The organism is Rhodococcus sp. GB-02 (assembly GCF_053470465.1).
Genome location: NZ_JBPUKE010000004.1, coordinates 467,655 through 479,749, shown reverse-complemented (window position 1 = coordinate 479,749; position 12,095 = coordinate 467,655). Strand labels below are relative to the sequence as shown.

The 12,095-nt window shown below is 63.4% G+C and carries 11 protein-coding genes and 1 riboswitch; of the genes, 8 read left to right on the top strand and 3 right to left on the bottom strand.

Annotated elements, in window-relative coordinates; all coding sequences use genetic code 11:
* Positions 1-40: 40 nt before the first annotated feature.
* Positions 41-316 carry an Lrp/AsnC family transcriptional regulator gene (locus ACSW29_RS26985; protein WP_003941677.1) on the bottom strand — a complete coding sequence of 92 codons (276 nt, stop codon included), beginning with the start codon at positions 314-316 and terminating at the stop codon, positions 41-43.
* Between the two features lie 78 nt (positions 317-394).
* Positions 395-2,077 (bottom strand): DEDD exonuclease domain-containing protein, encoded by a 1,683-nt coding sequence (locus ACSW29_RS26980; protein ID WP_448278948.1) that lies wholly within the window; start codon positions 2,075-2,077, stop codon positions 395-397.
* Between the two features lie 599 nt (positions 2,078-2,676).
* Positions 2,677-2,855, top strand: a riboswitch (cyclic di-AMP (ydaO/yuaA leader).
* A 14-nt stretch (positions 2,856-2,869) separates the two neighbouring features.
* Between ACSW29_RS26980 and ACSW29_RS26975 the strand changes: the two genes are divergently transcribed.
* From ACSW29_RS26975 to ACSW29_RS26960, 4 genes are all read left to right on the top strand, one after another.
* Entirely contained in the window at positions 2,870-3,427 is a 558-nt protein-coding gene (locus tag ACSW29_RS26975) for a C40 family peptidase (protein WP_448278735.1), read from the top strand.
* Between the two features lie 325 nt (positions 3,428-3,752).
* Entirely contained in the window at positions 3,753-4,805 is a 1,053-nt protein-coding gene (locus tag ACSW29_RS26970) for a C40 family peptidase (RefSeq protein ID WP_448278734.1), read from the top strand.
* Positions 4,806-4,879: 74 nt separating this feature from the next.
* Positions 4,880-6,238, top strand: coding sequence for a peptidase MA family metallohydrolase (locus ACSW29_RS26965; protein WP_448278733.1), 1,359 nt, complete (start codon positions 4,880-4,882; stop codon positions 6,236-6,238).
* 95 nt (positions 6,239-6,333) lie between these two features.
* Entirely contained in the window at positions 6,334-7,461 is a 1,128-nt protein-coding gene (locus ACSW29_RS26960; protein WP_448278732.1) for a glycosyltransferase family 4 protein, read from the top strand.
* Between the two features lie 83 nt (positions 7,462-7,544).
* Here the strand turns inward: ACSW29_RS26960 and ACSW29_RS26955 are convergent, their stop codons facing one another.
* Complete coding sequence (locus tag ACSW29_RS26955) at positions 7,545-9,356, bottom strand: AMP-dependent synthetase/ligase (RefSeq protein ID WP_317826342.1); 1,812 nt, start codon at positions 9,354-9,356, stop codon at positions 7,545-7,547.
* A gap of 159 nt (positions 9,357-9,515) precedes the next feature.
* Here ACSW29_RS26955 and ACSW29_RS26950 point away from each other — a divergent pair, with 159 nt between their 5' ends.
* From ACSW29_RS26950 to ACSW29_RS26935, 4 genes are all read left to right on the top strand, one after another.
* Entirely contained in the window at positions 9,516-9,902 is a 387-nt protein-coding gene (locus ACSW29_RS26950; protein ID WP_448278731.1) for a polyketide cyclase / dehydrase and lipid transport, read from the top strand.
* Positions 9,903-9,965: 63 nt separating this feature from the next.
* Positions 9,966-10,403, top strand: coding sequence for an SRPBCC family protein (locus tag ACSW29_RS26945; RefSeq protein ID WP_230813566.1), 438 nt, complete (start codon positions 9,966-9,968; stop codon positions 10,401-10,403).
* Positions 10,404-11,654, top strand: a complete 1,251-nt coding sequence (locus tag ACSW29_RS26940) for an ArsA family ATPase (protein ID WP_448278730.1) — start codon at positions 10,404-10,406, stop codon at positions 11,652-11,654.
* Positions 11,651-12,046 carry a hypothetical protein gene (locus ACSW29_RS26935; protein ID WP_230813561.1) on the top strand — a complete coding sequence of 132 codons (396 nt, stop codon included), beginning with the start codon at positions 11,651-11,653 and terminating at the stop codon, positions 12,044-12,046. The genes ACSW29_RS26940 and ACSW29_RS26935 overlap by 4 nt, the downstream gene beginning before the upstream one ends.
* Positions 12,047-12,095: the final 49 nt, after the last annotated feature.

The window sequence follows — 12,095 nt, the reverse complement described above, 5'->3', positions numbered from 1 at the left end:
ACGTCAGTCGAAGAGGCGTCGAAGGGGCTCGGTCGACGGGCTACTCACCCAGCGAGAAACCGGCTTCGACGTCAGCGCTGGAGAACGACTGGAAGGCAATGTGTGTGGCGGTTCGGAGTACGCCGGGCACCTTGTTGATTCCTCCGGTGACCACGTCGGCGATCTGGGCGTGGTCACGTACTTTCACGATGGCAATCAAGTCGACGTCACCTGCGCACGAGTAGACCTCGGTCACACCGGACAGGTCGGCGACGGCCTGCGCGGTTTCCGGGATCCGAGCGGACTCGGCGTGAATCATGACGATGGCGTTGATCATTTCTCTCCTCGATTTCCCGGTGGGTTGTGATGACCCGGTGGTTTCGATCGAGCTTAGGGGTGCCGCCCCGTCGTTACGTCATCGATGTTCGGATTCGGTACCCGCCCGCGCGAGTCGGCACCAGGCTTCCCACCTGCCGGCACCGCCCACAGGTTCGACGTAGCCGGATGTCGCCGACACGATTCGTACGCCGTCCGATGCGAGCCACCTTGCGATCAGGCCCAGTTCTTCGGGTGACGCGCCGCGAAACGGTGTGTTGTCCGGCAACACGGTTTCGGCGGCCGCTGTGATGGCGTCGACGACGGGCATCGGGTGTGTTCCGCGCCTGGCGAGGCCCGCGGAGGCGAGCCGTCCAGAGCGGATCACGGACAGCTCCCAGCCGCCGTCCCCGGTGGGGCGGGCGAGAACGAGTTGTTCGATCGCCGCGACTGCGGCGAGCCGCTGTGTGCGCCGCACTGCGGTAGCGACTGCGACGGTTCGGTCACGTAGACGAGCAGCATTCTCGAACAACGCGTGTGCGGACAGTTCGTCGATCCGCGCCTGCATCTGTTGTAAAGGAGCGTCGCTGGTTCCCCGGAAGAAACCACGCACAGCCTCAGGGGCCGCCGCGTAGTCCTCTGCAGTGATTTCCGGGGCCCAGGAGGCCGGACATGCTCCCAATTCGCGAGCGGGGCAGTCAGGGCCGTGGACGGCGCCGCGCCCCAGTCGCTTGGTGCAGGTGCGTAGACGACTGAACTCTGCGACTGTCTCGGCGACGTCTACTGCATCGGCGCGAGAGGTGAACGGGCCGATCGAATCGGCAGTCGCCGTGCGAACCACGGACAGTCTCGGAAACGCCTCGTCCGTGAGGGTGATCCACCAACCGCGCTTGGGAAACTTGGAACGACGGTTGTACGGCGGCGCATGCGCGCTCAGAAGGCGCAGTTCGCGGACTCCGGCTTCCAAAGCGTGCGCGCACTCGACGTGGTCGACGCGAGTGGCCAGCGCGACCATTTCCTTCATACGGCCGCGCGTCTCCGAACCGGTGAAGTAGTTACGGACGCGGCGTCGAAGGTCGGTAGCAGTTCCTATATAGAGGGCTTCGTCCGAAGGACCTCGGAAAAGGTAGACACCGGGGCTTCGCGGCAGGTTTGCGGCGAAGGACCGTTTGGCCCGCTGATGCGAGGAGATGTTGGGCAGGTAGTCGACGAGTTCGCTGTAACTGTGGACGCCCTGGTTTCCGACCCTGTCGATCAACCCGTGGAGGACATCGACCGTCGCACGCGCGTCGTCGAGCGCGCGGTGCGTCGGCTGGGTGGTCACTTGAAACAGATGGGCAAGTGCGGAGAGCTTCACCGAAGGTGCTTCGTCGCGTGTGAGTACCCGTCGGGCGAGTTTGACGGTGCACAGGACTCGGAACGCCGGCCACGGGCGTGCGCTGCGTGACGCCGCTGCTTTGAGGAAGCCGATGTCGAACGGCGCGTTGTGTGCCACCAGCACCGCGCCCTCGGCGAATTCGAGAAATGCAGGCAGGACACGTTCGATGGGAGGTGCGCCGATCAGCATGGCCGTGGTGATTCCGGTCAGCTCGACGATGTACGGCGGAATCGACCGGCCGGGATCGACGAGTGTTGCCATTTCACCGAGTACCTCTCCGCCCCGGATCTTGACGGCGCCGATCTCGGTGATGGAGTCCTGGTCGGCGCTTCCGCCTGTGGTCTCGAGGTCGACGACGACAAACGTTGTCTCGCTCAGCGGTGTGTCCAGCTCGTCGAAGCTCAGTTGCCGCCCGACGTCGAATTTCTCCCCGTCGGAGAACGGGGGCGGAGACGGAAATTCTCGGGCCGAGGCGGGACTCACATCGCAGACAGTAGAAGGACCCCCCGACAGGAATGGGTGAGTGCTGACGCGGAATCCGGCTCACTCCGACTTCCATTGAGAAAGCAGCGGATCGACCCCCGACAAAAGTATGAGAGACGAGGATCACACTTGCGGCGGGAACTCGCGAATGCGGCCCCGAGCCTACTTGCCGGTAGGGCGATTCGTGAGGTTGTTGCTACGACGATCAGCCGCCGAAAATGCTCGTTTGATCGAAACAGGTTCTAGTTTCAAGTAATCGGCGTTGAACTGCATGGAAGATCGGATTGTCGGGTTTGGTGACCCTTGTCAGTGGGTAACAAGCGCAGGTTTGCGGGCCAGGTGAGCCTCGCCGAACAGACCTGTCGTTATCTCTTCGTGACCCGTTGGGAGTATCGCGGGCGCGGCAGCACGATTTCCGGCGAATCGGGCGCGATTGTCACGAAGCGGTCGACATCGTCGCGATCATTTCGTAACCTTCCTGAGACCTAACGAAGTCTTGCCGGACCAAACAGGACCGGCATCGTCAGGAACCGCCTAATCGGGATCTCCGCGAGGAACCCGAACCGGGAACCCAAGTTTCCACTGGGGTGAATCCCGCCTGGGGTGCAGCACGCTCGATCGCTGCAGACCACGCGGGTAGGGCTGATCTTCCCAGCCCGAACCCGTCAGCTAACTCGGTCGGCGGATGAATGGAAGAAATGGAGCACCCCTTAAGTGGCGTCACAGAGTTTCAAGCGTTCAGCGCAGTTGGCAGTAGCCGGCGCGCTCGCAGTCGGTGCATTTGCTGCAACCGCTGCACCTGCCTCGGCAGACCCCATCACGATCCCCGGCGTCGGCACCTTCGAGGTTCCTGGCGTTTCTATTCCTCAGTTGCCGGTCGTCCCGGGCATCACCGACATCGCACCGGCCGCACCGGCCGCTCCCGTCTCCAGTGTCGGTGAGCAGGCAGTTCGCGCCGCAGAGAGCAAGCTGGGCTCCCCGTACGTGTACGGCGCATCGGGCCCGGACGCATTCGACTGCTCCGGTCTGGTCCAGTGGGCATACAAGCAGGCCGGCCTGAACCTGCCTCGCACGAGCTACGACCAGGCTGCAGCCGGCGTTGCCGTTGCACAGTCCGATCTTCAGGTCGGCGACGTGATCTCCTTCTACGGCGGATCGCACTCGGGCATCTACGCCGGCAACGGCAATGTCATCCACGCGTCGACCGCTGGTCAGCCCGTGAAGCTCGCACCGGTCTCTTCGATGCCGTACGACGGCGCTCGTCGTTACTGATTTCTGATCACGCTCGACGGCTGTCTCCGGTAGGCAGTCGGAACGATCCGCCGCTGCAAGGCGGCGGAGCTCGGGGGAGCTCCGGATCTTCGAATGTGGGCCTCGAATCTTCTGATTCGAGGCCCACATTCTTTGTTTCTCGACAATCCGCCAGTACTTCACCCCGACACGCCTACCGGCGAGTAGACACAAACGTATGCCGTTCCGTAACCTTACCGAGACATTGCGCGGCCGAGGCAGGTACTGTGAATAGTTGACAGCCAGCTAACAGAATGTCGACCGGTCCCGGTCGACGTCGCTTCATCGAGACGGAGAGTTGCATTCCGTGGTTTCATCGAAAAACAACAGTCGAGTACGCGCCGCATTGACAGTGGGAGTGCTGGCGTTCGGACTCGTCGCAGGGCCTTCGATGCAGGCCGGTGCCGACCCCGTCATCACCAACCCCACCGAGGCGCTCGACAAGCTCGGTGAACTCTCCCGGGTATCCGAGCAGACCAACGAAGCGCTGCACAACGCACAGATCGACCTCGACGCGAAGCTGGCGGTCGCGAATGATGCGGACGCGCGTTCGGCAGCCGATCAGGGTCTTCTCGGCGCGGCTTCGGCACGTGTCGCCGAGTTCGCTCCGGCGGTAAACCGCATTGCCACAGCGAATTACCAGGGTGCGCGGACCAATCGCCTCTTCGCTCTGATGGTGAGCGATTCGCCGCAGCAGTTGCTCGACCAGATGTCCGCGCTCGACGTTATCTCCAACGACGCCGCAGTGCAGGTCTCACAGTTCAACCAAGCTACTGCCGATGCGCGTGCTGCCTCGGAAGCGTCGAAGCGATCGGCCGAAGATGCTCGAACCGCCGCCGATCAAGCCCGTGCACTCAGTGACGATTTGCAGCGCAAGCAGAGTGAACTGCAGACGCAGATTGCCGATGTGACCAAGGCATTCCAGAACCTCACCGATGCCGAGCGTAACCAACTGAGCGGTACGCCATTCCCGCCGGACGTCGATCTCAGCAAGATTCTAGCTAACTTGACGCCGGGGTCCGGCGCCGCAGCGCTCCAGGCAGGCCTGACCCGTATCGGTGATCCGTACGTCTGGGGCGCAACCGGCCCGAACGAGTTCGACTGCTCAGGTCTGGTGGTCTGGGCCTACAAGCAGATCGGGAAGTCTCTGCCCCGTTCGAGCCAAGCGCAGGCACAGGGCGGTGTTCCGGTCTCGAGGGACCAACTACAGCCCGGTGACGTTGTGACTTTCTACAGCGACAACTCGCATGTCGGTATCTACGCCGGCGACGGAAACATTCTGCATGCATCGACGTTCGGCGTACCGGTGAAGGTTCAGTCGATGGCAGGCATGGAGTTTTCCACTGCGCGTCGTTACTGACGGCTTGCTGCGTCCGGGCGACGTGTGGCCAGCCGCCGTGAAGCGTCGAGTCGAGTTCTCCTACACTCGGCACCGTGCCGACTGAACCGATGACGACGCCCGACGTCGGCGCAGATCAAAAACGCCGTTGGGAGTACCCGGCTCTCGTGGCGCTCGGTGTTGCCGTGGTGCTCGTTCTCGGTTTGACGATCTTCCTGACGAACAGGTCCGATTCCGACGAAAATGCAGCCAGCGAGCAGGATGCCGATCGAACCGCTCAGGTACAGGCCTTTCTCGATGCCTGGGCTGCGGCGCAGATGTCCGACGATCCGTCAGGGCTGGCGAAGTTCGTCGACGATGCTGCCGCACCCGGTGTGCTCGAAGCGGAGATTCGACGAGCCACTGCAGCGGGAGCGCTCGACTTCTCCGACTGGGGATACGAGATTCCCGGCGGCGGCCTGACTCCGGCGCCGCGAACCGGTGCGCCGGACGGAGACGTCGAATTATGGAATGCGCAAGTCCTGTTGCGGTACGCCCTCGACGGCGTCGACGCGTTGCCCACTCGCAAGGGCGTGTCCATGACGCTCGCGAAACGCGGTGATCAGTGGTCGGTTCTTGCTGACGGGGCGATCGTCGGACTGGACGGAGCCCGAACGACGGGCGAATCCTGGAACGGCCCTTGGGACTTCGGCCCGCTGGCCGTCGCCGAAAATTCTGCGGGTAGTGCGCTGGTGATCGGGCATCCGGGTCAGCAGGCGTTTGTCGATGCCTTGGCGTCCGATGTGGACTCGGCCATCGAGAACACGACGCAATTGTGGGGTCCATGGTGGTCCGAGCGAGCGGTGCTCATGGTGGCTGGATCGGCGGAGGAATTCACCGCACTGGTCGGCTCCCATCACGACGGCGCTTCGATTGCCGCAGTTTCGGTCGCGGATGCGACGGCGGACGGGTCTTCCGACGTGAGCGGCCAGCGGGTGGTTTTCTCGCCTGCCGCGGCTTCGAGGTTGACCGACATCACCAGGCGAACGGTGCTGCGCCACGAACTCATGCACATAGCCGCCCGATCGAAAACCCGCGACGGGTCACCGATGTGGGTGTTGGAAGGGTTCGCCGAATACGCGGGAAACCGCGGATCCTCGCGGGCCTGGGGCGAGATCGCACCGACTCTGGCAGCAGCGGTACGTGCCGGCGATACTCCTACCGAGTTTCCGGACGACGCGCAGTTCGGCGGTGTACCGGTCGTGAGTTCACTGGCGTACGAATCGGCTTGGTCGATCAACGCGTACATCGCTGATCGATTCGGAGAGGCCAAGCTGACCGACCTCTTTCGGGCCCTGGCCTCCGGAAAGATGACGGCTGAAGACCTCGACTCGCGGATCCGAGCGGTTCTCGGCGTCGGAACCGAGGACCTACGAACCGGATGGGTCGACTGGACCAACAGCCATCTGGGCTGAGCAGTCAGCGGTTCGGTCGTTCGCAGCTGGGTCGTTCGTAAACTGCGCGGTGACCTTGTCGCGTCTCGACGCACCGAGTGCCTTACGGTGGACGGATGCGCCGGACCCTCTTGGTGACCAATGATTTTCCTCCTCGCCCCGGAGGTATCCAGTCTTATCTCCACACGTTCGCAGGGCATCTGCCGGCGGACAAGTTGGTGGTGTACGCGCCGCGGTGGCGGGGCGACTCGCACAAGAAGTTCGACGCGGCACAGCCTTTCGAGGTCATTCGGCACCCGACGACGCTGATGCTGCCCTCGCCTTTTGTCGCTCGTCGGGCCGCGAAGTTGGTCAAGAAGCACGACTGTGAGTCGGTCTGGTTCGGTGCGGCGGCGCCGTTGGCGTTGTTGGCGCCGGTTGTTCGGCGCGCCGGAGCGAGCCGAGTGATCGCGAGTACCCACGGCCACGAGGTCGGATGGTCGATGATTCCCGGTGCGCGGCAATCGTTGCGCGTGATCGGCGATCACACGGATGCGGTGACGTTTGTCAGCAAATACACCCGTGGGCGGTTCTCGGCGGCTTTCGGCCCGCAAGCGGCGCTCGAGCACCTGCCGTCCGGAGTCGACACGTCGTTGTTCCACCCGGACTCGGTCGCCCGCGCAGAACTGCGTAAGCGATACGGGCTGGGAGAGCGGCCCACGATCCTGTGCCTGTCGCGGCTCGTGCCACGCAAGGGGCAGGACATGCTCATCAAGGCGCTGCCGACGATTCGAAAGAGCATCGACGGGGCGGTGCTGGTGATCGTCGGCGGTGGACCGTACGAGGACCACCTCCGTCAACTCGCGCGAAAGACCGGGATGGACGATCACGTCGTCTTCACCGGCACGGTGCCCGCCGCGGAGTTGTCGGCTCACCACACGATTGCCGACGTGTTTGCGATGCCGTGTCGTACCCGAGGCGCCGGCTTGGACGTCGAAGGATTGGGAATCGTCTACCTCGAGGCTTCGGCGACCGGCGTTCCGGTGATCGCCGGGCGCAGTGGTGGCGCTCCGGAAACGGTGCAGCAGAACAAGACCGGCCTCGTGGTCGACGGCACCTCTGTTCGCGACGTCGCCGAATCCGTGATCGAGGTGCTGTCCGATCGTGATCGAGCGGCCGCGATGGGAGCAGCCGGCCGGGCGTGGGTTGCCGAAGAATGGAAGTGGGACACGCTCGCTTCGAAGCTGCGTAGTCTTCTCGGCTGAGCTACTGCGGACTGGAACGCGAACGGCCCGCACCGAATTCGGTGCGGGCCGTTCATGTCAGCAGAGGACTGATCGACGAAAGGCTACTTGGCGTAGATCTTTTCGATGTCGGCGGCAAAGCTCTCGTGCACGACGTTGCGCTTGAGCTTCATCGTGGGCGTGAGTTCGCCTGTGTCCTCGGAGAAGTCGACCGGAAGAATGCGGAACTTCTTGATTGCCTCGGCGTGTGAGACGAGCTTGTTGGCCTCGTCGATGGCGTCCTGGATTTCGCCGACCAGTTCGCCGTCCGAAACCAGGTCGGCAGCTGTGGTTCCTGCGGCCTTGTTGTTGCGCTCGTTCCAAGCGGGAAGAGCTTCGGCGTCGATGGTGATGAGGGCGCCGATGAAAGGCTTCTGGTCGCCGACCACGATGGCCTGGCTGATCAGCGGGTGGGCGCGAAGGGAATCTTCGAGCTGAGCGGGGGAGACGTTCTTGCCGCCCGCCGTGACGATGATTTCCTTCTTGCGGCCGGTGATGGTGATATAGCCGTCCTTGTCGACGGTGCCGAGGTCGCCGGTGTGGAACCAGCCGTTCTCGATCGACTCGGCAGTCGCCTTCTCGTTGCGCCAGTAGCCGGTGAAGACGACCGGTCCCGAGAGGAGGATTTCGCCGTCTTCAGCGATGCGAACGGAGTTGCCGGCCAAAGGCTTTCCGACAGAGCCGACCTTCTGTGCGCCGATGGTGTTGACGGCGAACGCTGCGGTGGTCTCGGTCAGCCCGTAGCCCTCGTAGATCGTGACGCCGATACCGCGGAAGAAGTGGCCGAGTCGAGCGCCCAGAGGTGCACCACCGGAAATGGCCAGCTGGCACTGCCCGCCGAGTGCAGCGCGAAGCTTCGAGTACACGAGCTTGTCGAAGAGAGCGTGCTTGGCCTTGAGAACGATGCCGGCGCCGCCCTTGTCCTGCGCCTCGCTCCAGGCAACGGCGGTGTCTGCGGCCGCGTCGAAGATCTTTCCCTTGCCGTCGCCGTGCGCCTTGGCACGTGCGCTGTTGTACACCTTCTCGAACACGCGTGGCACCGAGAGGATGAAGTCCGGCTTGAACTCGCCGAACGTCGGAACGAGGTTCGGGATGTCACTCGTGTGCCCCAGCGCTGCACCGGCGTCGAACGACGCGATGCTGACTGCGCGAGCGAGAACGTGCGCGAGCGGCAAGAACATCAGGGTGCGAACGCCGGGAGTCTTGAGCAGCGTGCCGAGGTTGGAGTCGAGGATGCCCTTCGACTCGGCAATGAGGTTGGAGTGCGTCAGCTGGCAACCCTTGGGTCGGCCTGTGGTGCCCGACGTGTAGATCAGGGTCGCGGGATCGGAAGCCTTCAGTGCAGCGACGCGGGCGTGGACGTCCTCGTCGGAGATGTCGGCGCCCAGTGCGGTCAATTCCTCGACAACACCTTTACCGCCTGCCGCGGCTTCGATCTGGTAGACCGTGCGCAGCGCGGGTGCGGCTGCAGCGACGTCCTTCACGGTCGCGGCATGTGCGTCGTTCTCGACGATGAGGTCGATTGCCTCGGAGTCCTCGAGAATCCAGCGAACCTGCTCGGCTGCGGAGGTTTCGTAGATCGGAACCGTCACGCCGCCGGCCGCCCAGATGGCGTAGTCGACGAGCGGCCATTCGAAGCGAGTCGCCGACATGAGGCCGACGCGGTCGCCCTGCTTGACTCCGATCGCGATCAGGCCCTTGGCGACGGCAGTCACCTGAGCGGCGAAATCGCCTGCAGTGACGTCGACCCATGCATTTCCGACTTTGCGCTTGTAGACAACCGCCGCCGGCTTCGTCTTCGCGAAGGCGAAGACCGAGTCGACCGCGGAGGCATCCTCGGGAATGGTGAACGTCTGGGGTGCGCTGAACTCAGGCACGAAATACCTCCGACACTGCGAAATACTGACGAGTAGGGTTTTCGTCTCCTACTGTAGTCGCATGTCCGACGCAGTTGTGGCCAGGCTTACAGTCTGTCCGGTATGTAGTGGTGCGACACCCCTCGACGCTTCACCGACGCGATATGTGAAGCTACATCGGTGAGCAGCATTCAGGTCGCAGACCAGACTTTCATCGCCGCCCCGCCCGAGCGGGTCGCCGAACTGTTGTCCTCGCGTGCGCAATGGCGTCGCTGGTTCAGTGATCTTGTGCTCGAAGTCCGGGAAGATCGCGGTCCCGCGGGATTCCGGTGGGGAGTGTCCGGTCAGCTGGTCGGCACCATGGAGGTGTGGCTCGAACCGGTCATGGACGGGACGATCGCGCACTACTTCCTGCACTGTGAACCGGTCGGAGTATCACCGTCCGATCTGGCGAACCTCGACCTCGCCGGGATGAACCGCAAGCGTCGGGTCGACGGCAAGGTCATGTCCTTCCAGCTCAAGCGCGAACTCGAAGCAGGGCGTGCCGCCGGAGTAGCACCGGACTGATAATCGAAGCAGTGCACGTTGTGCAGGTTCTGGACTTTTGACGAAGGAAGGTAGCGCAGTCGTATGGCCGAGAAGACCAAGGGGTTGATCAGCATCGACGCCCCTGCCGACGCCGTGATGAACGTCATCGCCGATTTCCCGCAGTACCCCGAATGGGTGGCCGCGGCGAAGTCCGTCGAGGTGACGGCTCCGGGGCAGGGCGGCCGCGCGGACCGAGTACGTTTTGTCCTCGACGCGGGGATGGTGAAGGACACCTACGAACTGCAGTATTCGTGGGCGCCGGACGGTATGGCGGTGAGCTGGGAGCTGATCTCGGGTGAGATCCAGAAGTCCCAATTCGGTTCGTACACACTCGAGCCCGGCCCGAACGGCACCACGTCGGTCACCTACGAGTTGACGGTCGACCTGACGATTCCGATGATCGGTCTGTTCAAGCGCAAGGCCGAGAAGATCATCACCGACACAGCTCTGAAAGAACTGAAGAAGCGAGTCGAGGGCTGAGTGCCGGAGCAACGATCGCGCGTCCAACTGTTCGTCGGTAAAGGCGGAGTAGGCACGACGACGCTTGCCGCAGCGACTGCTGTGTCGGCTGCGGCCGACGGGGCGAGAGTGCTCTTGGTGTCGATCGATCAGACAGGTTCTCTCGCGGATGTCGTGGGCGCGCCGGCGCTGCGAACGACTACACCTCTCACCGAGCGCCTCGACGTCCGGCAACTCGACACTTCCGAGCTCCTCGAGGAAAAGTTCCGAGGACTGTCGGGATTGATCGAAGCTGCAGGAAATTTCGGAGCGGGAAATCACGAACACGGTTCGTCGTTCGAGCGGTTGGAACCAGAAGAGTTGACGGGATCCCTGGGCGTCCAGGACATACTCGGACTCTCCGAGATCGTCGACTTCTCCGACAGCGGCGACTACGACCTCGTGATCGTGGACTGTCCGGCCGCAGCCGAAGCGCTGCGGATCCTCGGGTCGCCGTCGATGGTGTCGGAGTATCTCGAGCGATTGTGGCCGCGGCACAGGCGGATGGTCGCCGTGACGGGCACGGACATGCGGTTGCTTTTGCTCGTGTCCGTCATCGAACGGGTGCTCGCGTCGGTGGATCGAATCGCGGTTCACCTCTCGGATCGGGAGAACACCAGCGTGCGTGTGGTGGCGTCGGCTGATGGCGTGTCGGTCGCGGCGACTCGTCGGACGTTGTCCGGGCTGGCTCTGGCCGGGTTGCGAGTTGACGGGATTGTGATCAACAACCTTGTCCCGCAGTTCAACTCGTCAGCCGGGAAGGGTGTCGACGATTCACCGGCGGCGCAGTGGCTCGCTTCGATCCGGGCGGCACAGGCACTCGTCGTGGACGAATTGCGTGGATCAACCGATGGAATGTCCGTCACAACGGTCGAACGCGCTTGCGCCGAACCGGTAGGGTTGGCCGCTCTGGGCGAGATCGCGGCCACGTTCGAGGGTGGAACGGGCACGGATTCGGGCACCGTCGGCACCGCGGACAACATCGTGGTGTCGTTGGAGTCGGGGACCGGAGTCGATTCGGTGTACGTGATGCGGATGTACCTTCCCCTCGTGGATCCGTCGTCGTTGTCGTTGGGCCGGGTGGAGGACGATGTGCTGGTGGGAGCAGACGGCGTACGACGCAGAGTTCGATTGGCGTCGGTGCTGCGTCGTTGTGTCGTGAACGGGGCGGAGTTGGACGGCAGTTACCTGATCATCCGGTTCAGCCCGGATCCCGCGGTGTGGCCGGTATGAGCGAAGAGCACGAGCGCCTCGTCGCGGAATTTCGCGCGCTGGCCGAAACCGTTCTGACGCGCCTGGAACCGGTGTTGCAGAAGGCTGCCGCAGCATCCACCGCCGCGACGGATGACCCCGGTTCAGCGGACACGCAACCGGTGTTCAGCGGCTGCAGTTGGTGCCCGGTGTGCGCCCTCGCTGCACTGGTTCGCGGTGAGCACCACGAACTGTTGGCATTTCTCGCGGGTCAAGCAGCAGCATTCCTTGCGCTGCTTCGCGAGATTCTCGACGAGTTTCTCGGGGCGCCGTCAGGCCCCGATCGTGGACCGGACAGCGGCCCGACGACGCCAGGTGCGGAGCGAACTCGCACGGCGGCATTTGTCCCGATCAACGTGACGGTCAAGGACTGACTTAGTACCCCGGGTAGAGCGAACGGCTCGTGATGAGCACAATCGACAC

Coding starts and splice junctions, on each gene's coding strand:
- ACSW29_RS26960 (WP_448278732.1), top strand. CDS start 6,334: ATGCGCCGGACCCTCTTGGTGACCAATGATTTTCCTCCTCGCCCCGGA.
- ACSW29_RS26935 (WP_230813561.1), top strand. CDS start 11,651: ATGAGCGAAGAGCACGAGCGCCTCGTCGCGGAATTTCGCGCGCTGGCC.
- ACSW29_RS26985 (WP_003941677.1), bottom strand. CDS start 316: ATGATCAACGCCATCGTCATGATTCACGCCGAGTCCGCTCGGATCCCG.
- ACSW29_RS26945 (WP_230813566.1), top strand. CDS start 9,966: ATGGCCGAGAAGACCAAGGGGTTGATCAGCATCGACGCCCCTGCCGAC.